The 23,933-nt window shown below is 72.0% G+C and carries 26 protein-coding genes; 20 read left to right on the top strand and 6 right to left on the bottom strand.

Annotated elements, in window-relative coordinates; translation table 11 throughout:
- The first annotated feature begins 79 nt into the window (after positions 1-79).
- Positions 80-1,492: an alpha/beta hydrolase family protein gene (locus tag ABT078_RS11900; RefSeq protein WP_351226515.1), complete on the top strand. Its 1,413-nt coding sequence runs from the start codon at positions 80-82 to the stop codon at positions 1,490-1,492.
- Here ABT078_RS11900 and ABT078_RS11895 read toward each other — a convergent pair.
- Together ABT078_RS11895 and coaA are read right to left on the bottom strand one after the other, a co-directional pair.
- Complete coding sequence (locus ABT078_RS11895; RefSeq protein ID WP_351226513.1) at positions 1,481-2,425, bottom strand: DUF389 domain-containing protein; 945 nt, start codon at positions 2,423-2,425, stop codon at positions 1,481-1,483. The two genes, ABT078_RS11900 and ABT078_RS11895, sit on opposite strands and share 12 nt — an antisense overlap.
- Positions 2,426-2,435: 10 nt before the next feature.
- Positions 2,436-3,428 carry a type I pantothenate kinase gene (gene coaA / locus ABT078_RS11890; protein ID WP_351226511.1) on the bottom strand — a complete coding sequence of 331 codons (993 nt, stop codon included), beginning with the start codon at positions 3,426-3,428 and terminating at the stop codon, positions 2,436-2,438.
- 184 nt (positions 3,429-3,612) lie between these two features.
- Between coaA and glmS the strand changes: the two genes are divergently transcribed.
- The 7 genes from glmS (at position 3,613) to ABT078_RS11855 (ending at position 11,174) form a co-directional block, all read left to right on the top strand.
- Complete coding sequence (gene glmS / locus ABT078_RS11885) at positions 3,613-5,460, top strand: glutamine--fructose-6-phosphate transaminase (isomerizing) (RefSeq protein WP_351226509.1); 1,848 nt, start codon at positions 3,613-3,615, stop codon at positions 5,458-5,460.
- Positions 5,457-5,825, top strand: a complete 369-nt coding sequence (locus tag ABT078_RS11880; RefSeq protein WP_351226507.1) for a holo-ACP synthase — start codon at positions 5,457-5,459, stop codon at positions 5,823-5,825. Before glmS ends, ABT078_RS11880 begins: the two co-directional genes overlap by 4 nt.
- A 408-nt stretch (positions 5,826-6,233) precedes the next feature.
- On the top strand, positions 6,234-7,667 hold the full coding sequence (locus ABT078_RS11875; protein ID WP_351226505.1) for an NAD(P)H-hydrate dehydratase: 1,434 nt from the start codon (positions 6,234-6,236) through the stop codon (positions 7,665-7,667).
- Between the two features lie 251 nt (positions 7,668-7,918).
- Positions 7,919-9,070 (top strand): alanine racemase, encoded by a 1,152-nt coding sequence (gene alr / locus ABT078_RS11870; protein WP_351226503.1) that lies wholly within the window; start codon positions 7,919-7,921, stop codon positions 9,068-9,070.
- 37 nt (positions 9,071-9,107) lie between these two features.
- Positions 9,108-10,337 carry an alpha/beta fold hydrolase gene (locus ABT078_RS11865; RefSeq protein ID WP_351226501.1) on the top strand — a complete coding sequence of 410 codons (1,230 nt, stop codon included), beginning with the start codon at positions 9,108-9,110 and terminating at the stop codon, positions 10,335-10,337.
- Positions 10,309-10,821, top strand: coding sequence for a tRNA (adenosine(37)-N6)-threonylcarbamoyltransferase complex ATPase subunit type 1 TsaE (tsaE, locus tag ABT078_RS11860; protein WP_351226499.1), 513 nt, complete (start codon positions 10,309-10,311; stop codon positions 10,819-10,821). Before ABT078_RS11865 ends, tsaE begins: the two co-directional genes overlap by 29 nt.
- 164 nt (positions 10,822-10,985) lie before the next feature.
- The gene (locus tag ABT078_RS11855; RefSeq protein ID WP_351226497.1) at positions 10,986-11,174 is read left to right on the top strand and encodes a hypothetical protein; all 189 of its coding nucleotides are present in this window, start codon (positions 10,986-10,988) and stop codon (positions 11,172-11,174) included.
- Positions 11,175-11,317: 143 nt separating this feature from the next.
- Here the strand turns inward: ABT078_RS11855 and ABT078_RS11850 are convergent, their stop codons facing one another.
- Entirely contained in the window at positions 11,318-11,878 is a 561-nt protein-coding gene (locus tag ABT078_RS11850; RefSeq protein ID WP_351226495.1) for a hypothetical protein, read from the bottom strand.
- Positions 11,879-12,007: 129 nt separating this feature from the next.
- Here ABT078_RS11850 and tsaB point away from each other — a divergent pair, with 129 nt between their 5' ends.
- From tsaB to ABT078_RS11810, 8 genes are all read left to right on the top strand, one after another.
- Positions 12,008-12,661, top strand: coding sequence for a tRNA (adenosine(37)-N6)-threonylcarbamoyltransferase complex dimerization subunit type 1 TsaB (gene tsaB / locus ABT078_RS11845; protein ID WP_351226493.1), 654 nt, complete (start codon positions 12,008-12,010; stop codon positions 12,659-12,661).
- Entirely contained in the window at positions 12,658-13,164 is a 507-nt protein-coding gene (gene rimI, locus ABT078_RS11840) for a ribosomal protein S18-alanine N-acetyltransferase (protein ID WP_351226491.1), read from the top strand. The genes tsaB and rimI overlap by 4 nt, the downstream gene beginning before the upstream one ends.
- Positions 13,157-14,266, top strand: coding sequence for a tRNA (adenosine(37)-N6)-threonylcarbamoyltransferase complex transferase subunit TsaD (gene tsaD, locus ABT078_RS11835; RefSeq protein WP_351226489.1), 1,110 nt, complete (start codon positions 13,157-13,159; stop codon positions 14,264-14,266). The genes rimI and tsaD overlap by 8 nt, the downstream gene beginning before the upstream one ends.
- On the top strand, positions 14,263-14,577 hold the full coding sequence (locus ABT078_RS11830; RefSeq protein WP_351226487.1) for a hypothetical protein: 315 nt from the start codon (positions 14,263-14,265) through the stop codon (positions 14,575-14,577). The genes tsaD and ABT078_RS11830 overlap by 4 nt, the downstream gene beginning before the upstream one ends.
- Before the next feature lie 167 nt (positions 14,578-14,744).
- Positions 14,745-15,563 carry a polysaccharide deacetylase family protein gene (locus ABT078_RS11825; protein WP_351226803.1) on the top strand — a complete coding sequence of 273 codons (819 nt, stop codon included), beginning with the start codon at positions 14,745-14,747 and terminating at the stop codon, positions 15,561-15,563.
- 96 nt (positions 15,564-15,659) lie between these two features.
- A complete protein-coding gene (locus tag ABT078_RS11820) occupies positions 15,660-16,016 on the top strand; it encodes a YciI family protein (RefSeq protein WP_351226485.1) in 357 nt (118 codons plus the stop codon).
- 188 nt (positions 16,017-16,204) lie between these two features.
- Positions 16,205-17,470, top strand: coding sequence for an RNA polymerase sigma factor (locus ABT078_RS11815; protein ID WP_351226801.1), 1,266 nt, complete (start codon positions 16,205-16,207; stop codon positions 17,468-17,470).
- Entirely contained in the window at positions 17,467-17,739 is a 273-nt protein-coding gene (locus ABT078_RS11810; protein WP_351226483.1) for a hypothetical protein, read from the top strand. Before ABT078_RS11815 ends, ABT078_RS11810 begins: the two co-directional genes overlap by 4 nt.
- On the opposite strand, the gene ABT078_RS42645 is transcribed toward ABT078_RS11810, so the two are convergent.
- Complete coding sequence (locus tag ABT078_RS42645) at positions 17,658-17,993, bottom strand: hypothetical protein (protein ID WP_502981209.1); 336 nt, start codon at positions 17,991-17,993, stop codon at positions 17,658-17,660. The two genes, ABT078_RS11810 and ABT078_RS42645, sit on opposite strands and share 82 nt — an antisense overlap.
- On the opposite strand from ABT078_RS42645, the gene ABT078_RS42640 reads away from it, so the two are divergent.
- Positions 17,898-18,299 carry a hypothetical protein gene (locus ABT078_RS42640; RefSeq protein ID WP_502981210.1) on the top strand — a complete coding sequence of 134 codons (402 nt, stop codon included), beginning with the start codon at positions 17,898-17,900 and terminating at the stop codon, positions 18,297-18,299. The genes ABT078_RS42645 and ABT078_RS42640 overlap by 96 nt on opposite strands.
- A 189-nt stretch (positions 18,300-18,488) precedes the next feature.
- On the opposite strand, the gene ABT078_RS11800 is transcribed toward ABT078_RS42640, so the two are convergent.
- A complete protein-coding gene (locus tag ABT078_RS11800; protein ID WP_351226481.1) occupies positions 18,489-19,694 on the bottom strand; it encodes a THUMP-like domain-containing protein in 1,206 nt (401 codons plus the stop codon).
- A 225-nt stretch (positions 19,695-19,919) separates the two neighbouring features.
- On the opposite strand from ABT078_RS11800, the gene ABT078_RS11795 reads away from it, so the two are divergent.
- Positions 19,920-20,807, top strand: a complete 888-nt coding sequence (locus tag ABT078_RS11795; RefSeq protein ID WP_351226799.1) for a polysaccharide deacetylase family protein — start codon at positions 19,920-19,922, stop codon at positions 20,805-20,807.
- A gap of 197 nt (positions 20,808-21,004) precedes the next feature.
- Here the strand turns inward: ABT078_RS11795 and ABT078_RS11790 are convergent, their stop codons facing one another.
- Positions 21,005-21,397 carry a hypothetical protein gene (locus tag ABT078_RS11790; protein WP_351226479.1) on the bottom strand — a complete coding sequence of 131 codons (393 nt, stop codon included), beginning with the start codon at positions 21,395-21,397 and terminating at the stop codon, positions 21,005-21,007.
- Positions 21,398-21,759: 362 nt separating this feature from the next.
- Here ABT078_RS11790 and groES point away from each other — a divergent pair, with 362 nt between their 5' ends.
- Both groES and groL read left to right on the top strand, forming a co-directional pair.
- On the top strand, positions 21,760-22,068 hold the full coding sequence (groES, locus tag ABT078_RS11785) for a co-chaperone GroES (RefSeq protein ID WP_017949608.1): 309 nt from the start codon (positions 21,760-21,762) through the stop codon (positions 22,066-22,068).
- Positions 22,069-22,212: 144 nt separating this feature from the next.
- Positions 22,213-23,841, top strand: coding sequence for a chaperonin GroEL (groL, locus tag ABT078_RS11780; protein WP_351226477.1), 1,629 nt, complete (start codon positions 22,213-22,215; stop codon positions 23,839-23,841).
- Positions 23,842-23,933: the final 92 nt, after the last annotated feature.

Raw genomic sequence — 23,933 nt, 5'->3', positions numbered from 1 at the left:
ACGCCGCACAGCGCCGTACGGGGGAACGGCTGGTGTCGCGGGGAGGGGCCCGGAGGCGCGGCTCGTACGTTCGGCTGGCATGACGTACGTATCAGGTGATCGCGCCTCCGGACCCTCCCGCCGTACCGCGATCGCCGGGCTCGTCGGAGGGGCCGGTGCCGTACTGGCCGCCGGGTGCACACCGTCCGGCGCGTCGCCCGCGGCCGCACCCACACCCAGTCCCACGGCGTCGGTCTCCGCACCGGCGGGTGGTCCCACCCCCGGCGTGATGACGCTCTTCAAGGACCCGGCGTTCAACTTCAACGGGCTCATGGCGCTGGGTGGCGCCGGTTCGGGTGCCGGTGAGGTGGGCGAGGTACTCACCGCCGTCAACACGATCAACAAGGCCGGCCTCTCCTCGCAGACGTACGTCGAGACTTTCAAGAAGCTCGGCGACCAGCTCATGGATCCGCCCGAGGGCAGCAAACCCGACGACCGGACCACGCGCTTCCGGGCGCTTCGCGCCGCGCAGTACTACGGCCAGGCGCTGTTCTTCGTCCTCGGCTCCGACGACCCCGGCAGCGAGGAGCAGCTGTACAAGGCCGGGCGCGCCGCCTGGGACAAGTTCTGCGACCTGTGCGACCCGGCACCGCTGAAGACGACCGTCCCGTACGGGACGACACCGCTGCCGGTGTGGTTCTTCCGGCCGGACGAGTCCGATCGGCGCCGCCCCACCGTGATCCTCACGAACGGCAGCGACGGGCAGAACGTCGACATGTGGACCTACGGTGTCCCGGCCGCCCTGGACCGCGGCTGGAACGCCCTCGTGTACGACGGGCCCGGCCAGGGGCAGCTGCTCTTCGTGGACCAGGTGGTCTTCACTCCGACCTGGGAGAAGGTCGTCACACCGCTCGTCGACTGGCTGGCCGCCCGCCCGGACGTCGACGCCGACAAGATCGGCCTGACCGGACTGAGCATGGCGGGCGACCTGGCGCCCCGGGCCGCGGCCTTCGAGGACAGGATCGCCGCTCTGGTGGCGATGCCCGGCTGCCTGACGCCGTGGCTGGGCTTTCCGCAGGAGATCCGGGAGATCCTCACGCCGAGCAAGGCGGAGACCAACAACATCTGGAACAAGGAGGTCGTCCCCGAGCTGCCTCCGGCCGATGCCGCGACGCTGAAGAAGCGCTTCGAGCCCTTCTCCGTGCCGGCGATGCTCGACGCCCGTGAGGGCAAGATCTTCACCGACTTCTACACCCCCGCCAAGCTGATCGAGTCGCTGGACATCACGAGTGTCGTGGGCCGCATCAAGATGCCCACGCTGGTCCTGGACTACGAGTACGAGCAGTTCTACCCGGGCCAGGCACGCCAGATGTTCGACAAGCTGACCTCGCCCAAGGACTACGTGAAGCTCACCGCGGCCACCGGCGCGCAGCTGCACTGCTCACCGATGGCCCCGCAGCAGCACTGCGAGGTCGTCTTCGACTGGCTCGCCGAGACGCTGTCAGGCCGCTGACTTCCCCGCACGCCTCCGCCGGCGCGACCACAGCCACTTCTGGGCGAACAGCGTGAGCGTGCCGGCGAGGATGATGCCGAGCAGATTGAGCAGCAGTTGCTCCGCGGAGCCCCAGGCCTGGCCGTACTCGCCGTAGCTGAGCGCCACCGCCGCGTTGGCCGCCGCCGGGACCGTCGTCACGGAGATGGCCACGCCCACCAGGGCGCCCGATTTCGCCGAGGTGAGCGAGAGCGTGCCGGCGATGCCCGCGAGCACGGCGACGACGAACGAGAACGCGTCGGGATCGTAGATGAAGCCCGTGTTGGGCCGGTCGGCCCTCAGCATCGCGCGCTCGAAGAGTCCGGCGCCGTCCATGAAGTAGCTGAAGAGGACCGTCACCGCCATCGCCGCCGCGAAGCCCACGATCAGTGCCGCCAGTGAGCGCCAGGCCAGCCGCGGCAGACGCTGCACCATCGCCGTACTGAACCCGGCGAGCGGGCCGAACTCCGGGCCGACGGCCATCGCGCCCACGATGAGGATCGCATTGTCGAGCACCACACCGCACGCGGCGATCATCGTCGCCAGAGTCAGGAACGCCATGTAGGTGAACGAGAGCGTCGACTCCTCGTGCGTCGCGTCCGTCAGCTGCTCCCACAGGACCGCGTCCGCGCCCTCGCCCGGAGCCTCTTCCTCCGCCTCGTCGGCACGCGTGGACAGCGACAGATCGATGGAATCGACGGCGATGGAGCCGTCCTTGTCCAGGCCGAGTTCGCGGAGATGGCCGATCAGCGCGTCGCCGGCCTCGCGTGCCACGTCACAGAGCACCAGATCGCCCGACGGGTTGCGGGCGGCGCCCGTCAGCACGGCGAGGTGGGCCGTACCGACCGTCCTCTCGACGGTACGCACCACCTCGTCGGTGCGGTCCGGCGGGACGATCAGGCGCAGGTGCAGCACGCAGGGCTCCTCAGAGTTTGCGAAGGGACAGGCGCTGGACCTTGTGGTCCGGGCCCTTGCGCACGACCAGCGTGGCACGTCCCCGGGTCGGAGCCACGTTCTCCAGCAGATTGACCCCGTTGATCGTGCGCCACATGGTGCGGGCGTAGTCCAGCGCCTCCTCCTCCGACACCTGGGTGTACTTCCGGAAGTACGAGGACGGGTCCTGGAAGGCCGTCTCGCGGAGCTTGCGGAAGCGGTTGAGGTACCAGCACTCGATGTCCTCGGGCCGCGCGTCGACGTACACGGAGAAGTCGAAGTAGTCGGCGAGCCCGACGCGGGTGCGGCCGTCCTTGCCGGGGAGCGCCGGCTGGAGGACGTTGAGTCCCTCGACGATGAGGATGTCGGGGCGGCGGACGGTGAGGCGCTCGCCGGGCACGATGTCGTAGATGAGGTGCGAGTAGACGGGGGCGGTGACCTCGTCCTTGCCCGCCTTGATGTCGGCGACGAAGCGGGTGAGCGCGCGCCGGTCGTACGACTCGGGGAAACCCTTCCGCGACATCAGGCCGCGGGCCTGGAGCTCCTTCATCGGGTACAGGAACCCGTCGGTGGTGACGAGTTCGACGCGCGGGTGCTCGGGCCAGCGGGCGAGCAGGGCCTGGAGCAGACGGGCGACCGTGGACTTGCCGACGGCGACGGACCCCGCGACGCCTATCACGAACGGCGTGCCGCGCTGGGTGCCGTGGCCGTTGCCCGCCTCCCCGAGGAAGGTGTTGAGCGCGCCGCGGAGATTGGCCGTGGCGCCGACGTACAGATTGAGCAGCCGGGAGAGCGGCAGGTAGATGTCCCGCACCTCGTCGAGGTCGATGACGTCACCGAGCCCTCGCAGCTGCTCGACCTCGGCGGCGGTCAGCGGGAGCGGGGTCCTCTCGCGGAGGGCGCTCCACTCGTCCCGGGTGAGGTCGACGTAGGGGGACGTCTCGGTCCTGTCGGGCCTGCGGCTTCGTGGCGGCGAAGTGATCACACGCTCATTGTCGGCCCAGGCCGGACGGAGTGCGGCGTGGCGTCGCTCACGCCCGGGGGCGTCTGCGGACACGCCGGACATGAATGTCGGTGGAGTACGTCACAGTGGCGCGGGCGGGCGGCGGGCAGGGACAGCCGCACCCCGGGTCCGGGGCGGCGCGCGCGGTACGCCGTAGGCTGCGGCCATGTGCGGAATCGTGGGTTATGTGGGAGCGCAGTCCGCGCTCGATGTCGTGATCGCGGGGCTCAAGCGGCTCGAATACCGGGGGTACGACTCGGCGGGCGTCGCCGTGCTCGCCGACGGCGGGCTGGCCGGGGCCAAGAAGGCGGGCAAGCTCCTGAACCTGGAGAAGGAGCTGGTCGACCGGCCGCTGCCGAGCGGTTCGACGGGCATCGGGCACACCCGGTGGGCCACCCACGGCGGGCCGACCGACGCCAACGCGCATCCGCATCTGGACAACGCGGGACGCGTCGCCGTGGTCCACAACGGCATCATCGAGAACTTCGCGGCGCTGCGTGCCGAGTTGACCGAGCGCGGGCACGATCTCGCGTCCGAGACCGACACCGAGGTCGTCGCGCATCTGCTCGCCGAGGAGTTCTCCTCCTGCGGTGAGCTGGCGGAGGCGATGCGGCTGGTGTGCCGCCGGCTGGAGGGCGCGTTCACGCTGGTCGCGGTGCACGCGGACGAGCCGGACGTGGTCGTGGGGGCCCGTCGCAACTCGCCGCTGGTCGTCGGCGTGGGGGAGGGGGAGGCCTTCCTCGCCTCGGACGTGGGGGCGTTCATCGCGTACACGCGCTCCGCGATCGAGCTGGGCCAGGACCAGGTGGTCGAACTGCGGCGCGACGCCGTCACCGTGACCGACTTCGACGGCGCGCCGGCCGAGGTGCGGACGTACCACGTGGACTGGGACGCCTCCGCAGCGGAGAAGGGCGGCTACGACTACTTCATGCTCAAGGAGATCGCCGAGCAGCCGAAGGCGGTCGCCGACACCCTGCTCGGGCGGATCGACGCGAACGGGTCGCTGACCCTGGACGAACTGCGGATCCCGGACCGGGTGGTGAGGGAAGCGCAGAAGGTCGTGATCGTGGCGTGCGGTACGGCCTTCCATGCGGGGATGATCGCGAAGTACGCGATCGAGCACTGGACGCGCATTCCGTGCGAGGTCGAGCTGGCGAGCGAGTTCCGCTACCGGGACCCGATCCTCGACCAGCGGACACTCGTGATCGCGATCTCGCAGTCCGGCGAGACCATGGACACGCTGATGGCGCTGCGGCACGCGCGCGAGCAGGGCGCGAGGGTCCTGGCCATCTGCAACACCAACGGATCGACGATTCCGCGCGAGTCCGACGCCGTGCTCTACACGCACGCGGGCCCCGAGGTCGCGGTCGCGTCGACGAAGGCGTTCCTGACGCAGCTGGTGGCGTGCTACCTGGTGGCGCTGTATCTGGGGCAGGTCCGGGGCACCAAGTGGGGGGACGAGATCCGGGCCGTCATCCGCGACCTCTCGAAGATCGCCGGCGAGGTCGACCGGGTCCTGGAGACGATGGAGCCCGTGCGGGAGCTGGCACGGTCGCTCGTGGACAAGAACACCGTCCTCTTCCTGGGGCGGCACGTGGGGTACCCGGTCGCCCTGGAAGGAGCGCTCAAGCTCAAGGAGCTGGCCTACATGCACGCGGAGGGCTTCGCGGCGGGCGAGCTCAAGCACGGGCCGATCGCGCTGATCGAGGAGGACCTTCCGGTGGTGGTGGTCGTGCCGTCGCCGCGGAGCCGGTCCGTCCTGCACGACAAGATCGTGTCGAACATCCAGGAGATCCGGGCGCGGGGAGCGCGGACGATCGTGATCGCCGAGGAGGGCGACGAGGTGGTGGCGCCGTACGCGGATCATCTGATCCGCATCCCGGCGACTCCCGCGCTGCTGCAGCCGCTGGTCGCGACGGTGCCGCTGCAGGTGTTCGCGTGCGAGCTGGCGACAGCACGCGGCAATGAGGTGGACCAGCCACGGAACCTGGCGAAGTCGGTCACCGTCGAATGATCATCGGGGTGGGGATCGACGTCGCCGAGATCGACCGGTTCGAGGATGCACTGCGGCGGACGCCGGGGCTGGCGGACCGGCTGTTCCTCGAGAGCGAGCTTCTCCTGCCGAGCGGGGCGCGGCGCGGGGTCGCCTCGCTCGCGGTCCGCTTCGCCGCGAAGGAGGCGGTCGCGAAGGCGCTGGGCGCCCCGGCCGGGCTGCTCTGGACGGACTGCGAGGTGTACGTCGAGGATTCCGGCCGGCCGCGGCTGCGGGTCCGGGGGACCGTGGCAGCGGCTGCGGAGGCGCGGGGGGTGCGGTCCTGGCACGTCTCGCTCAGCCACGACGCGGGCGTGGCGTCGGCGGTGGTGATCGCGGAGGGGTGACGGGGCCTCCGGCCGTTCGGGGCGCGACGTCCTTGCCGGCGCCTCCCGCGGTGCGGTGTGCGGGATGGGGTGGGGGTGTGCCCGGTGCCGTGGCGGGCGTCCGGTGTGTCCGTCCTCAAGTGCCCCCTACGCCCTGCGGCATGGGGACCCCCGGACGGGCCGGGTGCGGCCGCTGTCCGTGGGTGGTGGTGCGGGGCCCCTCCTCGCCTCTACGAAATCGGTGGGTAGGGCGTCGTCCGGTACCTCCGCGCGATTTCTGCGGGGGCGACCCTGCACGGCCCCGCCCCGGTTGTCCCCCCGACCGGTGGGTGGTTTGTGCCCAGGACGGCGATCGACCGGTGCCGGTGCTCGTGTGTTTCGGGCACGGCGGCGTGGCTCCGGAGGGCACCGCACGGCATGCTTCTGAGCATGCGTCATGCCTACAGCGTGGAGAGCGTACGGGCCGCCGAGGCCGAGTTGATGGCCCGGTTGCCGGAGGGCGCGCTCATGCAGCGGGCCGCCGCCGGCCTCGCCGCCGTGGTCGCCGGGCTGCTCGGGCGGGTGTACGGGGCCAGGGTCGTGGTCCTGGCGGGGAGCGGCGACAACGGGGGCGACGCCCTGTACGCCGGGGCCAGGCTCGCCCGGCGCGGCGCCGGCGTGAACGCCGTACTGCTCACGCCCGACCGCGCCCACCGGGCCGGGCTCGCGGCACTGCTGAAGGCCGGGGGCCGGGTCGCCGACGACCCGTACGAGGTGCTGGCCGCGGCGGACCTGGTGCTCGACGGGATCACGGGCATCGGCGGCCACGGCGGCCTGCGTCCCGATGCCGTACCGGTCGCGCGCGCGGCACGCGGATCCCACGCGACGGTCGTCGCCGTCGACCTGCCGAGCGGGATCGAGGCGGACACGGGCGAGGTCGCGGGCGAGGCGCTGCGGGCCGACGCGACCGTCACGTTCGGGACGTACAAGCCGGGCCTGCTGATCGATCCCGCGCGGGAGCACTCGGGCGCCGTACGGCTCGTCGGCATCGGGCTCGAGCCGCATCTGCCCTCCGTGCCGGAGCTGGAGGCCCTGCAACACGCGGACGTGGCCCAGCTGTTGCCGGTTCCCGCCGCGGAGAGCGACAAGTACAGGCGCGGGGTCGTGGGCATCGTCGCCGGGTCCGCGCGCTACCCGGGGGCGGCCGTGCTCGCCGTGGCGGGCGCGCTGCGCGGGGGCGCGGGCGCCGTGCGGTACGTGGGCCCCGGCTCCGACGCCGTCATCGCCCGGTTCCCCGAGGCGCTGGTCCACGGCTGGCCCCCGTCGAAGGCGGGCCGCGTACAGGCCTGGGTCGTCGGGCCCGGCCTGGGCGACGGGCCCGGCGTGGGCGAGGTGCTGGACTCCGACGTGCCGGTGCTGGTCGACGCGGACGGGCTCCGTGCCCTGGACCCGGCCGCCGTGCAGGCCCGTACCGCCCCGACGCTGCTCACCCCGCACGCGGGCGAGGCGGCCGCGCTGCTCGGCGTGTCGCGCGAGGAGGTCGAGGGGGCGCGGCTCGCCTCAGTACGGGCGCTGGCCGCGAAGTACGGGGCCACGGTGCTGCTCAAGGGCTCCACGACCCTCGTGGCGGACCAGGATCCGCGCCGCCCGGTCCGGGTGAACCCGACCGGCACGTCCTGGCTGGCCACCGCCGGGAGCGGGGATGTGCTGTCCGGGCTGGGCGGGTCCCTGCTCGCGGCAGGACTCGCGCCGTTCGACGCCGCGTCCGTGGCCGCGTATCTGCACGGGCTCGCGGCCCGTCTGGTCTCCCACGACGCCCCGGTGTCGGCCCATGACGTAGCCGGGGCGATCCCGCGGGCCTGGCGCGACACGAGGACGCTTTGACGCGCCGGCCGCAGGCCCCCGGGACCGCTCCCGCGCGGGCCGAAGACGGGCCCGGTATCCCCCAGTTGGCCCGGGTATCGGCCTTCGGCCGCCGGACGGGCTCCCGAAGGACCCTGTCTGCCGGGCGCGGCCGGGCGGCCGGATGCCTGTCGTACGAAACCACGAGGCCCGACCCGTCACGCGGGTGACCAGGGCCACTCGCGGTCGTTGCCGTACGAACTCTGTCGCGGGCCTCTGAGAGACTGACGGCGATGACTCAGAACGCACCCTTTCGAGCCCGCGCAGAGATCGACCTCGCCGCGCTGCGCGCCAACGTCCGCGCACTGCGCGCGCGGGCGCCCCGTGCCGCCGTGATGGCCGTGGTGAAGTCGGACGCGTACGGCCACGGGATGGTGCCCTGCGCGAAGGCCGCGCTCGAGGCGGGTGCGACCTGGCTCGGCACCGCGACGCCCGAGGAGGCGCTGGCGCTGCGGGCGGCCGGGATCCGCAGCCGGGTGCTGTGCTGGCTGTGGACGCCCGGCGGGCCCTGGCGCGCGGGTATCGAGGCGGACCTCGACCTGGCGGTGAGCGGCCTGTGGGCGCTGCGGGAAGTCACCCGCGCGGCCCGGGAGGCCGGCCGCCCGGCCCGTATCCAGCTCAAGGCGGACACCGGCCTCGGACGCAACGGCTGCCCGCCCGCCGACTGGGGCGAGCTGGTCGCAGCCGCCCGCGCCGCCGAGGAGGCGGGCACGGTGCGCGTCACCGGACTGTGGTCGCACTTCGCGTGCGCCGACGAGCCGGGCCACCCCTCCATCGCCGCCCAACTGGCCGTCTTCAAGGACCTGGTGGCGTACGCCGAGAAGGAGGGCGTCGAGCCCGAGGTCCGGCACATCGCCAACTCCCCGGCCACGTTGACCCTCCCCGAGACGCACCTCGACCTGGTGCGCACGGGCATCGCGGTGTACGGCATCTCGCCCAGCCCGGAGCTGGGCGCCCCCGCCGACCTCGGTCTGCGGCCGGTGATGACGCTCAAGGCATCGGTGGCGCTCGTCAAGCACGTCCCGTCGGGCCATGGCGTCAGCTACGGGCATCACTACGTCACGGACCGCGAGACCACCCTGGGCCTGATCCCCGTCGGTTACGCCGACGGCATCCCCCGGCACGCGTCGGGCCGCGGCCCGGTGCTGATCGGGGACAAGTGGCGGCGTGTGGCGGGCCGGGTCGCGATGGACCAGTTCGTGGTCGACCTCGGCCCGGACGGCGGCAACACGGTCCAGGAGGGGGCGGAGGCGGTGCTGTTCGGCCCGGGCGACCGTGGCGAGCCGTCCGCCGAGGACTGGGCCGAGGCGGCCGGAACCATCGCGTACGAGATCGTGACGCGGATCGGCGCGCGCGTCCCGCGCGTCTACATCGACGAGCAGTGACGAGACCACTGAGACCTGGACCCGTAGGAGCGGCACGGTGAGCGAGAGCAGCGCGGGGGACGTGGCGGCGGCGGTGACCGACGCGGCCGCGGGCAACTGGCGCCGGGCAGGCTTCGCCGGCGCCGCCATAGGAGTGATCGCCGCCGGTGCGGCGGCGGGCGTCGCGATAGAGCGGATGACCGTGGGCCGCGGCATGCGCCGCAAGGCCCGGCTCGCGCTGGACGCCTCCGGTCCCTACGGGGGCCTGCGCGGCACCCCCGGCCGGGCCACGGCGGACGACGGCACGGCGCTCTACTACGAGACCGACGAGGTCGACCCGGAGGCGGGTGGCGCCGGGCCGCGCAGGCGCCGGCTCTTCGGCCGCAAGTCGCCCGCGCAGGTCACCGTCGTCTTCAGCCATGGCTACTGCCTCAGCCAGGACGCGTGGCACTTCCAGCGGGCCGCGCTGCGCGGCCTGGTCCGCACGGTCCACTGGGACCAGCGCAGCCACGGCCGCTCCGGCCGCGGGGCCGCCCAGTCGGGCCCGGACGGCGTGCCGGTCTCCATCGACCAGCTGGGCCGCGACCTCAAGGCGGTCATCGACGCGGCTGCGCCCGAGGGCCCGCTGGTGCTGGTCGGCCACTCCATGGGCGGCATGACGATGATGGCGCTGGCCGCCCACTACCCCGAGCTGATCCGGGAGCGCGTCGTCGGCGCCACCTTCGTCGGTACGTCGGCGGGCAGGCTCGGCGAGGTGAACTACGGTCTGCCGGTGGCGGGCGTCAACGTGGTGCGGCGCGTGCTGCCGGGAGTCCTGCGGGCGCTCGGTTCGCAGGCGGAGCTGGTCGAGCGGGGCCGCAGGGCCACGGCCGACCTGTTCGCGGGCCTGATCAAGCGGTACTCGTTCAGCTCGAAGGACGTGGACCCGGCGGTGGCCCGGTTCGCCGAGCGGATGATCGAGGGCACTCCGATCGATGTGGTCGCCGAGTTCTACCCGGCGTTCCAGGAGCACGACAAGGCCGAGGCGCTGGGCATCTTCCAGGAGGTCCCGGTGCTGGTCCTGGCCGGGGACAGGGACCTGGTCACGCCCAGTTCGCACAGCGAGGCGATCGCGGACCTGCTGCCCGACGCGGAGCTGGTGATCGTGCCGGACGCCGGGCATCTGGTGATGCTGGAGCACCCCGAGGTGGTCACCGACCGGCTGGCGGACCTGCTGGTCCGCGTCGGCGCGGTCCCGGCAGCGGCTAACGTTGGCACGTATGGAAGCACCGCACAGCCCGGCGGCTGAGGCCGCCGCTCGTCTCACTCTCACCTCCCCGGACCAGATGAAGGAGCTGGGCCGCCGGCTCGCGAAGCTGCTGCGGCCCGGTGATCTGGTGCTGCTCTCCGGTGAGCTCGGCGCGGGCAAGACGACGCTGACGCGCGGCCTCGGAGAGGGCCTGGGCGTACGCGGCGCCGTCACGTCCCCGACCTTCGTCATCGCCCGCGTGCACCCCTCGCTGGTCGGCGGCCCCGCGCTCGTGCACGTCGACGCGTACCGGCTGGGCGGCGGGCTCGACGAGATGGAGGACCTCGATCTCGACGTCTCGCTGCCCGAGTCCGTGGTGGTCGTGGAGTGGGGCGACGGCAAGGTGGAGGACCTGTCCGACGACCGGCTGCACGTGGTCATCCACCGGGTCGTCGGCAACACGGACGACGAGCGACGCACGGTCACCGTGACGGGCACCGGCACACGCTGGGAGGACGCGGGGCTCGAGGGGCTCACGGCCTGACCGACGCGGCGGAGTCCCGGCCCGGCCCGACCCGCTGGTTGTGTACGTTCCGACAAGACGTCGGCAAACTGTTGCGTGCGCTGCTCCGGGCGTGGTCACATGGATACCACGACCTGGTTAGGCCTACCTAACCAAGCCTGCCCCCGGAGCCCCAGGAGGCATCCATGTCGGCGCCCGAGCGTGAAGTGCAGCCGCAGTCGCGGCCGCGGTCACCGTCGGCCTTCTCGATGCGGGATCTGCTGGCGTCGTGCGCGGCGGCCAGCGCGGTCTCCACTCCGCCGCGGGAGCGCGACGCGGAGACTCCGGAGCCCGCCGGGACCGACCGGTGCGAGGAACGGCGCAACGCCGCGTAGCCCGTACGAGTGGCGTTCAGGCGAGTGGTGTCCACGCGCGTGCGGCCGTAGGGCCGGTACGTCTACGGCGCCAAGGGACCCAGTTCCGGTGTCCACGCGCGTGCGGCCGTAGGGCCACGGGCGTTGCCGTAGGGCCCGGGCCGTTACGGGACGACGACGACCTTGGAGCCGATCGTCGCGAACGTCCACAGCGCGTCGCCGTCCGCGCGCTTCATCCGCACGCCGCCGGTCTTCTTCTCCGGGTCCGGGGCCGGCATCGAGCCGTCCACCGCGGCGCTGAACCCGACGTGCACGCCGTCGACGTTCGCGAACCGCACGACGTGCTCGATCTGCACCCCGTCCGACCCCCGGATGCTGCCGCTCCTCGAGGTCACGACGTACTGGCCGGACAGCGGGTTCACCGTGCTGGGCATGACCGCGAAGGTGCGAGACGGCAGCCCCTTCTCGTCCACCAGCCAGACCCGCTGCTCGGTCAGCGCGTAGACGACGCGCATGCCCGTACCGGACTTCGCGGGCAGGTCCAGCGGGTTCTTCTGCGGCTGGTCCGCCCCGCCGGAGGGACGTGCGGCGGGTGACACATCGCCGACGGAGGGCTTCGCGAGGTTCTCGGGCACGTTCGCGGAGGCCTGATAGGCGAGGAACGCGACCGCGGCGAGGGCCGCAGCGGTGAGCCCGGCCACCGTTCCCGAGCTGCTCCTTGCCACCTTCGCTCCCCTCTCTCCCCCAGAGTCTTCGACCTGGGAGGTACCCCCATAGCTATCGGAGTGACGGTAGCAGCAGCGGCATGACGGTACGGGAACCGCGCCCCCCGCGCGTGGCCGTAGGCTGTTTGCGTGCTTCTGCTCGCCGTTGATACCGCCACCCCCGCCGTCACCGTCGCCCTCCACGACGGTGCGTCCGTCGTCGCCGAGGCCACCTCGACCGACGCGCGCCGGCACGGGGAGCTGCTGCTGCCCGCCGTCGACCGCGCCCTCGCCGACGCGGGGCTGAAACTCGGTGCCGTCACGGATCTCGTCGTCGGCGTGGGCCCCGGACCGTACACGGGACTGCGCGTCGGACTCGTGACCGCCGCGACGTTCGGGTCGGCGCTCGGGGTTCCGGTCCACGGCCTGTGCACGCTCGACGGACTCGCCTACGCGTCCGGGCTCGAAGGGCCCTTCGTGGTGGCGACGGACGCGCGCCGCAAGGAGGTCTACTGGGCGCGCTACGACGGCTTCCGCACGCGCGTGGGCGAGCCGGCCGTCGACCGGCCCGCCGAGATCGCCGAGCAGGTCGCCGGGCTTCCGGCCGTCGGCGCGGGCGCGGCGCTCTACCCCGAGACCTTCCCGGACGCCCACGGCCCCGAGCACCAGTCGGCCGCCGCCCTCGCGTCGCTCGCCGCCGAGAAGCTGGCGGCGGGCGAGGAGATGCTGCCGCCGCTGCCGCTGTATCTGCGCCGCCCGGACGCTCAGGTGCCGAAGAACTACAAGGTGGTCACGCCGAAATGACCGCCACGACCGCCACTGTGCTGCGCGAGATGCGGTGGTGGGACATCGAGCCGGTGCTGAGGCTGGAGCACGAGCTGTTCCCGGAGGACGCCTGGTCGCCCGGGATGTTCTGGTCCGAGCTGGCGCACTCCCGCGGCCCGCGCGCCACCCGCCGCTATGTCGCCGCAGTCGATCCCGCCGACGGCCGGATCGTCGGGTACGCCGGCCTCGCCGCGGCCGGCGGACTCGGCGACGTGCAGACCATCGCCGTCGCCCGCGACCAGTGGGGCACCGGGCTCGGCTCCCGGCTCCTGACCGATCTGCTGCAGCACGCCACCGCCTTCGAATGCGACGAGGTGCTTCTCGAGGTGCGGGTGGACAACACCCGCGCCCAGAAGCTGTACGAGCGCTTCGGCTTCGAGCCGATCGGCTTCCGCCGCGGCTACTACCAGCCGGGCAACATCGACGCCCTCGTCATGCGCCTGCACGTACACGACGCACAAGGAACCGATAACCATGGCTGACGAACCGCTCGTCCTCGGCATCGAGACGTCCTGCGACGAGACGGGCGTCGGCATCGTCCGGGGCACCACCCTGCTCGCCGATGCCATCGCCTCGAGCGTCGACGAGCACGCGCGCTTCGGCGGGGTCGTGCCCGAGGTCGCGTCGCGCGCGCATCTGGAGGCGATGGTCCCGACCATCGAGCGCGCCCTGAAGGACGCGGGAGTGACCGCCCGCGACCTCGACGGCATCGCGGTGACGGCGGGCCCCGGGCTCGCGGGCGCGCTGCTGGTGGGTGTCTCGGCCGCGAAGGCGTACGCGTACGCGCTGGACAAGCCGCTGTACGGGGTGAACCACCTGGCCTCGCACATCTGTGTGGACCAGCTGGAGCACGGCCCGCTGCCCGAGCCGACGATGGCGCTCCTGGTCTCCGGCGGCCACTCGTCGCTGCTGCTCGCGCCGGACATCACGAACGACGTACGGCCGATGGGCGCGACGATCGACGACGCGGCGGGCGAGGCCTTCGACAAGATCGCGCGAGTGCTGAACCTGGGCTTTCCGGGCGGTCCCGTGATCGACCGGCTGGCCAAGGAGGGCGACCCGACGGCGATCGCGTTCCCGCGCGGGCTGAGCGGCCCGCGCGATCCCGCGTACGACTTCTCCTTCTCCGGGCTGAAGACGGCCGTGGCCCGCTGGATCGAGGCCAAGCGGAACGCGGGCGAGGACGTGCCCGTACGGGATGTCGCCGCGTCCTTCCAGGAGGCGGTGGTGGACGTGCTGACCAGGAAGGCCGTGCGGGCCTGCAAGGACGAGGGCGTGGACCACCTGATGATCGGCGGCGGTGTCGCGGCGAACTCGCGGCTGCGCGCGCTCGCGGAGGAGCGCTGCGAGCGGGCCGGGATCCGGTTGCGGGTGCCGCGGCCGAAGCTGTGCACGGACAACGGGGCGATGGTCGCGGCGCTCGGCGCCGAGATGGTCGCCAGGAACCGGCCGGCCTCGGACTGGGAGCTGTCCGCGGACTCCTCGCTGCCGGTGACGGAACCTCATGTGCCGGGCAACCACAACGGCCATGTGCACGACCACGACCATGTGCACGAGATCAGCAAGGACAACCTGTACTCATGACGGTCGTCACGCTGATGTGGGAGGCGCGGGCGGCCGAGGGGCGGGGCCCGGAGCTGCTGGAGTGGGCGCGGAAGCAGACCCTTGCCGCCGCGCCGCTGCGGAGGGAGACGTTCCGGGCGCCGGGTGAGCGGGTTCTGGTCCTGACCTGGTGGGAGGTGCCGGGGTCCGATGCCGAGCTGCCCGAACCACCGGAACTGCCCGAGCCGGCCGCGGAACTGATCACGCGGCCGGTGCACCGCTGGCGCTTCGAGTCGCTCGACTTCTCCGGGGACGTCGCCGCAGGCGCCCCCACGGACGTCCCCATGGGATGAGTCCCGACGAGTTCCGCACGCGCACGCAACCCCGTACGCCTTTCGGCCATCAAGCAGGGCGAAGCGGTTCAGGCGTACGGACATGAGGTGCAGGGGTGGGCGGGAACATCGCGGGGTGGCGGCGGGCTGCCGGGACACTGCTCGCGGCAGGGCTGATATCCGGACTGATGTCGGGGTGCTCGACCCCGTCGGAGGCGTCGCCGACCGTACCCTCGGCCTCCGGGACATCGGCTACCCCGCCCGCGACCGCGTCACCGCGCGCGGCCAGGCCGGACTCCGTGGCAGGAGCGGGCGCCGCCGGCACCACGGCCGCCTACCGCGCGTGGGGCCTCGAGCCGCTCGCCGCTCCGCCGGCCCCGCCCGCCAAGAAGCCGGTGACGCTGCGTCCGGGCGGCGACGTACCCGTGATCAGTGAGATCCCGACCGAGGACAAGGTCGTCTTCATCACCATCGACGACGGGGCCGAGAAGGACCCGGAGTTCGTGAAGATGATGAGGGAACTGAAGATCCCCTTCACCATGTTCCTGACCGACGCGGCCATCAGCGCGGACTACGGCTACTTCGAGCGGCTGCAGCAGCTCGGCAACGGCGTGCAGAACCACACCCTCACCCACCCCGACCTGCGCACGCTGGGCGCCGCCGCCCAGAAGCGGGAGATCTGCGGCCAGCAGAACAGGCTGAAGCGGCACTACGGCACCGCCCCCCGCCTCCTCCGCCCGCCGTACGGCAACTGGAACGAGGACACCCGTGCCGCCGCCAAGGCCTGCGGCGTCGAGGCGATCGTGCTGTGGCGCGAGTCCATGCAGATCAAGAACATGCAGTACCAGCGCGGCGACAGGAAGCTGCACCCCGGCGACATCATCCTGGCCCACTTCCGCGGGCCGTCCGACCTGAAGGGCAGGACGATGACCGAGATGACGGCGGCCATGCTGCGCCGCATCCAGGAGCAGGGCTTCACGGTCGCGCGCCTCGAGGACTACCTGTAAAAGATCTCGGCGGCCGTGTCGATCGGCCCGGCTCCTGTTCGACGTACATGGTGAGAGGCGGGGAACAGCCCCGCCGACCCGACCCGAGGAGTCACCATGCCCCGCTACCTGTCGATGGTCCGTATCAACGAGGCCGAGGCTCCCGCCGAGGGCCCCAGTCAGGAACTCATGGAGCGGATGGGGAACCTGATCGAGGAGATGACCAAGGCCGGTGTCCTGCTGGACACCGCCGGTCTCACCCCGACCTCACAGGGCACGCGCGTCACCTGGTCCGGTGGCGAGCTGACCGTCACCGACGGACCGTTCACGGAGGCCAAGGAGGTCGTCGGCGGTTACGCGATCGTCCAGGCCAAGGACAAGACCGAGGCCGTGGAGTGGACGAAGCGCTTCCTGCAGGTCCACGAGGAGCACTGGAACGTCACCTGTGAGGTTCGCGAGATCGTGGAGGGCTGACGCCCGGCGGACCGGCCGCTGATTGCCGCTGCGCCGCGCGGGTGCTCTGATGGGTACCCGTGAGCGCACGAAACGCGGTCGGCGGCGGGACCGCCGGCGAGGCGGGCGGGGCCCGCGGGGCCGCCGGCGAGGCGGGCACGGCTCGTGGGGCCGTCGAGTCCGTCGCGACTGTCGAGACCGTCTTCCGGATCGAGTCCGCACGCATCATCGCCGCCGTGACGCGGATCGTCCGGGACCTCGGCATCGCCGAGGAGCTCGCGCAGGACGCTCTGGTCGCCGCGCTGGAACAGTGGCCGGAGTCGGGTGTCCCGGACAATCCGGGCGCCTGGCTCATGGCCACCGCGAAACACCGCGCGATCGATCTCGTGCGCCGCCGCGAGACGTACGCGCGCAAGCTCGCCGAGATGGGCCGCGACCTGGAGACGGCGGCAGCGACTTACGAACCGGACCCCGCCGACCTCGCCGCCGGCCCCGGCGACATCGACGACGACCTCCTGCGGCTCGTCTTCACCGCCTGCCACCCGGTCCTGTCCGCCGAGGCGCGCATCGCGCTCACGCTGCGCCTGCTCGGTGGCCTCACCACCGAGGAGATCGCCCGCGCCTTTCTCGTACCCGAGCCGACCGTCGCGCAGCGCATCGTGCGCGCCAAGCGGACCCTGGCGAAGGCGAGCGTGGCCTTCGAGGTCCCGTACGGCGAGGACCGCGCCGCCCGCCTCTCCTCGGTGCTCGAGGTCATCTACCTCGTCTTCAACGAGGGATACGCGGCCACCGCAGGCGACGACTGGCTGCGCCCCGCCCTGTGCGAGGACGCCCTGCGGCTCGCCCGCGTCCTCACCGGACTCATGCCCAAGGAGCCCGAGGTCCACGGTCTGGCCGCGCTCCTGGAGCTCCAGGCGTCCCGTACGACGGCCCGTACCGGGACCGACGGCGAGCCGGTCCTCCTCGCCGACCAGAGCCGCCGTCGCTGGAACCAGCTCCTCATCCGCCGCGGCTTCACGGCGCTCGGCCGCGCGAACACGGCAGGCGGCCCGCCCGGCCCGTACGCCCTCCAGGCCGCGATCGCCGCGTGCCACGCGCAGGCCGTGACGTACGCGGACACGGACTGGGCCACCATCGCCGCGCTGTACGGGCGCCTGGCCGCCGTCGCCCCGTCCCCGGTCGTCGAATTGAACCGCGCGGTCGCCGTCTCGATGGCCGAAGGACCGGAGGCGGGCCTCGCGATCGTGGACCCCCTCACCTCCGAACCCGCCCTGAGGAACTACCACTTGCTGCCGAGCGTGCGCGGGGATCTGCTGGCCAGGCTCGGCCGCACCGCCGAGGCCCGGACCGAGTTCGAGCGGGCGGCGTCGCTGACCCGCAACACCCGGGAGCGGGAGCTGCTGCTCGCGCGGGTACGCATGCCGTCGCGCCCCGGCACGGAGCAGCCGCCCGCCGGGCCTGCCGCGGAGGAGTGAGACCGCGCCTGTGCTGGTTCCTGGTGTCCTTCTTCATCGGCGGCGCCTTCGGCCTCTGGCTCTCCTTCGCGGCCCCGGCGACCGCGCGCCCCGGCAGCTCGACGTACGGCGAGGTCGCCCACCTGATGGGTGTGGGTGGCGGCCTCTGGGTGGCGGCCCTGATCGGCGCCACGAAGAGGGTGACCCACTACCGCTGGGCGGTCCGCCTCGCCACAGGCACCGCGGCCGCCGCCCCACCTGCGCACACGCCCGGCGGCGTGCACCGCTGACCCCGCGGGCGGTCGGTCACGTTCCCCCTCGGCGCAGGCGGCCCGCCAGTTCCGCGAGCCAGCCCCCGGGGGCGTACGGCGAGGGCGGGTCGACCTCCATGCCCAGTTCGGCGAGGGCGAGGGCGTAGTCCGCCTCGTCCAACGGGAGCCAGCAGATCGTGCAGCTCCCCCGCGAGCTGGGCGATCAGCCCGGGGTCCGTGGTGTCCAAGTAGTCCTGGAGCGCGGCATCATGATCCTCGAACTCGTCCGGCATGTCCTGGGAGAACCAGCCGCCGAGGAGCTGCGCGACCTCGGGGAAGCGGGTGTGCCACTCCCAGCGGGTCTGTGGAGTGGCGGGCTGCGGGGCGCGGCCGGTTTCCACGCTCTCCTTGAGGCGGTCGGCGAGGCCGACCAGCCATGCCTGGATCTCGGAGTCGGGCAGGCCCACGTCCGGTACGGGATAGAACTCGCCGAGGCCCCCCGGTGCAGTGCGCGGTACCCCTTGGCGGCGTCGCCCTTCCAGCCCGCTTCGATGCGGTCGACGATGGCGTCCATCCGCCGTACCTGGCCGTCGAGATGACGTTGCATCTCGTCAAGGTCGTTGGTGAGTCGCGTCAGGTCGTCCTCGGATACGTCGAGATCGGTGTTTCTCACCGTGTGTCCCTCACGCTGCCCCATTCATCACTCCGGGCACTGTGACAACGGTGGTCTCAGGGGCGGTGGTTGAGGCCAGGGGACTGGATGCGACCACTCCCGCTGAACCACCGGATTACGCCACCGGCCCGCCGATCAGCATCGTCGGCGCGCCCGCTGCCCGGGTGAGGAAGACCGTCGCCGCGTTCGGGCCCTTCGGCTTGACCTTGCGGCGGACCTCCTCCGGCTCGACCGCCGAGCCGCGCTTCTTCACCGTCAGGTTGCCGACCTCGCGCTCACGCAGGAGGGCCTTCAACCTCTTGAGGTTGAAGGGGAGTTCGTCGGTGATCTCATAGGCCGTGGCGTAGGGCGTCGGGCGGAGCTCGTCCGCCGTGATGTACGCGATCGTCCCGTCGATGAGACCGCCGTCGAGGTCCTCGGCGACCTCGGCGACCAGGTGCGCGCGGATGACGGCGCCGTCGGGCTCGTACAGGAAGCGGCCGAGCTTGCGGACCGCGGGGTTCGGGAGGCCGCGGGAGGTGACCGTGGCGCCGGAGGGGAGGAGCGTGGCGCGGCGGGCGCCGGGGACGACGGGGCTCGCGCCCGGGCCCGGATCCTCGTGCCAGAGCACCGCCTCCTTCACGTCGCCGCCGTCCGAGATCCACTCCGCCTCGAAGTCGTCAGGGACCAGTTCGTGCGGGATGCCGGGCGCGATCTTGATGGCGCCTGTGCCGACCCGGCGCACGGCGTCGATCGCCCAGGACAGCGGCGGGGAGTACGCCTCCGGGTCGAAGATGCGTCCCCGCCCGCCGCGCCGGGCCGGGTCGATGAACAGCGCATCGGTGGCGGTGAGGTCGTAGTCCATGACGTCCGCGCAGGTGACCCGCATCTGTGGCGTGCCCTCCACCACGGTGAGGACATTGACCAGGGCGGCCTCGGCGGTCACCGGGTCCCGGTCGACCGCCTGCACGACGAAGCCCGCACGGGCGAGGGCGATCGCGTCGCCGCCGATGCCGCAGCAGAGGTCGGTGACGTCGGCCGGGCCGATGTCCCGGAAGCGCATGGCCCGGTACTCGGCGACCGACGTGCGGGTGGCCTGTTCGATCCCGTTCGGCGTGAAGTACATCCGGTACGCGTCCTCCGCGCCGAACTTCGCCACCGCCCGCTGCCGCAGCCGCGCCTGGGCCAGCGCCGCCGAGACCAGCTCCGCCGGGTGCTCGCGGCGCAGCCGGGTCGCGAGGGCGAGCTCCTTCGCCGGGTCGTAGTCGCGCAGGGCGGCGAGCAGGGCCTGCCCCTCGTCGCTGAGCAGCGCGCCGAGGTGGGGGAAGGAGACATCGTTCACCCGGCCATTGTCGGCCAGGCGGGGGACGGCGGGCGCCCCGCGGCGGTGTCGAGCCGTTGCGGGCGGGCTGCGCTGACAGGATGCGGCGCCATGCAACCTGTACGACAAAACGGAAATATGAGAAAAGGATCATCGGGTCGGAGTGTGATGCCGCCCAGGTGGAGCGGACGCACACACCCCCGCCGGGGCCGACGTGACGCGCTGTCCCGGCAACGCCGCCGCGCGGTGCTGGCCGTCCTGCTCGTCGCCGCTCTCGGCTCCGCCTGTGCGGCCGAGCCGTCCGGCTCCGCCACCACGGATCCGCGGGCCCCCGAGCCCGCCGCGCACGGGCGGCAGCAGCCGGCCGCCGGCCCGGCGGGCGCGCTGTCCGACTACGCGAAACGGTCGAAGAAGGCCCACGCAGCCCGGGTCGCGGCCGCCAAGCGCTGGGGGCTCGATAAGGTCCCGCTGACCCCGCCCGAGCCACCCGTCGAGAAGCTCACCGTCACCACCCGCAAGGGCTTCGAGGTCGACGACCACGAGGGTCTGCCGCCCGTCTTCACCACCGTGCCGACGAAGGAGAAGGTCGTCTTCCTGACGATCGACGACGGGGCCGAGAAGGACCCCGAGCTGCTGAGGATGATGAGCGAGCTGGACATTCCGTACAGCGCGTTCCTCAGTGACTACCTCGTCCGTGACGACTACGGCTACTTCGAGGAGATGCAGGACCGCGGTGTCGCGCTGAACAACCACACCCTCAGCCACGCCTACCTGCGCGGGCTTTCGTACAAGAAGCAGAAGCGGGAGATCTGCGGACAGCAGAAGAAGATCAAGAAGCGGTTCGGGAAACGCCCCCGGCTCTTCCGGCCGCCGTACGGAAGCTACGACGAGGACACGCTGCGCGCCGCCAAGTCGTGCGGAGTGAAGGCCGTGCCGCTGTGGGCCGCGGAGGCGTTCCCCGATCGCGTGGAGTGGCGGGAGCCGGACCACACGCTGCGCCCCGGCGACGTCATCCTCACCCACTTCCGCGGCAAGGAGCAGTGGAAGGGCAGCATGCCCGACATGATCCGCCGGGTCATGAACGTCGCCACCGCGCAGGGATACGCCGTGGCCCGGCTGGAGGACTACGTCTGAGCCGCGTGCACCGGCCGCCGCCGCCCGCCCCTTGTGGCGGCCGGTGCCCTTGCTGGCGTGCGACGGTCAGTGGCCCTCGCAGCCGTGGCAGTTCCCGCCCGCGCTGTGGCAGACGCACCGGTCGCGGGCCGGCACGGGCACCGGCCCGGGGTGTGTCCCGCGGGCTTCCCGTGCGGCGGAGTGGAGTGCTCCGAGGGTCAGGAGGACGACCACCAGGCGCCGGCCGTGATCCGGTGACCGCTGCGGACGAAGGCGTACGCGGTGAGGGCGATCAGCGCCGCCGCGATGGCGAAACCGAGGTACGGGGCCCAGGCCACCGACGGCGCCGGGGCCGCGTCCGCGGCCATCTCCGGGCGCGGCCGGGGTGCATCCCCGGGTATCTCGGGCGCCTTGGGCCGTGCCCTCTCGGCGGCAGCGCTGTCCGGCCGCGTCGCGACGTACACCCACATGGCGGTCACCGCGAGCGCGACGGCGTCCACGAAGAGTACGAACAGCGCGAGCGCGGCGTCGCCCCAGGGCGTGGCGGGGCCGTGGTGACGACCGCTCGGCCGGGCCGTGCCGATGGACACCTCCGTACGGCCGTAGGACATCTCCGAACGGTCGTACGGAACGCGGCACCGCGTCCCCTCGTTGTCCCTTCGGTGTCCGGATCGAGACCGGGCCGCAGCCCCGATCCGCAGCCCCGGGACGCGACCGCGGCCCGCGACTTCGAGCCGCGGCCACGGGCCGCAATCACGGGCCGCAATCACGTGCCGCCGGCCCCCGGCGCGCCGGGTGATTGGCACTCCGCTTGACCGAGTGCTAATCGCGGTCATAGTCTCGGCTCTGGCACTCCCCACCGGAGAGTGCCAACACAGCGACGGGCAGGTCCGGCACCCGCGACGACGGATCGACCTGGTCGCCACCTCAGACAGTCAAACCCCGTGAGATCTCCGAAGGGGGAGGTCGGATCGTGACGACCACCAGCTCCAAGGTTGCCATCAAGCCGCTCGAGGACCGCATTGTGGTCCAGCCGCTCGACGCCGAGCAGACCACGGCCTCTGGCCTGGTCATTCCGGACACCGCCAAGGAGAAGCCCCAGGAGGGCGTCGTCCTGGCCGTTGGCCCGGGCCGCTTCGAGAACGGCGAGCGCCTGCCGCTCGACGTCAAGACCGGCGACGTCGTGCTCTACAGCAAGTACGGCGGCACCGAGGTGAAGTACAGCGGCGAGGAGTACCTCGTCCTCTCGGCTCGCGACGTGCTCGCGATCGTCGAGAAGTAGCCACCTGCAGTTTTGCTGTGAGCCGCGCCCCTGGCCCCCGCGTCGTAAGAAGCCGGGCGGCGAGGGGCGCGGTTCGTTTTTGAGCGATGGCGGCCCCTTCTCGAGGCGGCCGAGGATCGCAGATGAGAGGACTTGAGAAGCTCCATGGCGAAGATCCTGAAGTTCGACGAGGACGCCCGTCGCGCCCTTGAGCGCGGCGTCAACAAGCTCGCCGACACGGTCAAGGTGACGATCGGCCCCAAGGGCCGCAACGTCGTGATCGACAAGAAGTTCGGCGCCCCCACCATCACCAACGACGGTGTCACGATCGCCCGCGAGGTCGAGATCGAGGACCCGTACGAGAACCTCGGCGCCCAGCTGGTGAAGGAGGTGGCGACCAAGACCAACGACATCGCGGGTGACGGCACCACCACCGCCACCGTGCTCGCCCAGGCCCTGGTCCGCGAGGGTCTGCGCAACGTCGCCGCCGGTGCCTCCCCGGCCGCCCTGAAGAAGGGCATCGACGCCGCGGTCAAGGCCGTCTCCGACGAGCTGATCGCCACCGCGCGTCCGATCGAGGAGAAGTCCGACATCGCGGCCGTCGCCGCGCTCTCCGCCCAGGACCAGCAGGTCGGCCAGCTCATCGCCGAGGCGATGGACAAGGTCGGCAAGGACGGTGTCATCACCGTCGAGGAGTCCAACGCCTTCGGCCTGGAGCTCGACTTCACCGAGGGCATGGCCTTCGACAAGGGCTACCTGTCCCCGTACATGGTGACCGACCAGGAGCGTATGGAGGCCGTCCTCGACGACCCGTACATCCTGATCAACCAGGGCAAGATCTCCTCCATCCAGGACATGCTGCCGCTGCTGGAGAAGATCATCCAGGCCGGCGCCTCCAAGCCGCTGCTGATCATCGCCGAGGACGTCGAGGGCGAGGCCCTGTCCACCCTCGTCGTCAACAAGATCCGCGGCACGTTCAACGCGGTCGCGGTGAAGGCCCCCGGCTTCGGCGACCGCCGCAAGGCGATGCTGCAGGACATGGCCACCCTCACCGGTGCCACCGTCATCGCCGAGGAGGTCGGCCTCAAGCTCGACCAGGCCGGTCTTGACGTGCTGGGCTCGGCCCGCCGCGTCACCGTGTCCAAGGACGACACCACCATCGTCGACGGTGGCGGCAGCCACGAGGACGTCGTCGGTCGCGTCAACCAGATCAAGGCCGAGATCGAGACCACGGACTCCGACTGGGACCGCGAGAAGCTCCAGGAGCGCCTCGCGAAGCTGGCCGGCGGTGTGTGCGTGATCAAGGTCGGCGCCGCCACCGAGGTGGAGCTGAAGGAGAAGAAGCACCGTCTGGAGGACGCCATCTCCGCGACCCGCGCCGCGGTCGAGGAGGGCATCGTCTCCGGTGGTGGCTCCGCGCTCGTCCACGCCGTGAAGGTGCTGGAGGGCAACCTCGGCCTGACCGGCGACGAGGCCACCGGCGTCGCGGTGGTCCGCCGCGCCGCCGTCGAGCCGCTGCGCTGGATCGCCGAGAACGCGGGCCTCGAGGGCTACGTCATCACCGCGAAGGTGGCGGAGCTGGACAAGGGCAACGGCTTCAACGCCGCGACCGGCGAGTACGGCGACCTGGTGAAGGCCGGCGTCATCGACCCGGTCAAGGTCACGCGCTCCGCGCTGGAGAACGCCGCGTCGATCGCCTCCCTGCTGCTCACCACCGAGACCCTCGTGGTCGAGAAGAAGGAAGAGGAGCCGGCGGAGGCGGGCCACGGCCACGGCCACGGCCACTCCCACTGACGCGTTCGGACCGGCCCGACCGGTTCTGACTCGCTCAGGGCTTGAGCAGGCCCCCGTTCCCGGAGAGGGAGCGGGGGCCTTGCGTCTGCCCG

Source organism: Streptomyces sp. NPDC002133 (genome assembly GCF_040296405.1).
In the GTDB taxonomy this organism is placed as follows: Bacteria; Actinomycetota; Actinomycetes; order Streptomycetales; family Streptomycetaceae; genus Streptomyces.
The sequence above is the reverse complement of the archived record's forward strand: the minus strand, read 5'-3'. Positions and strand labels throughout refer to the sequence as shown.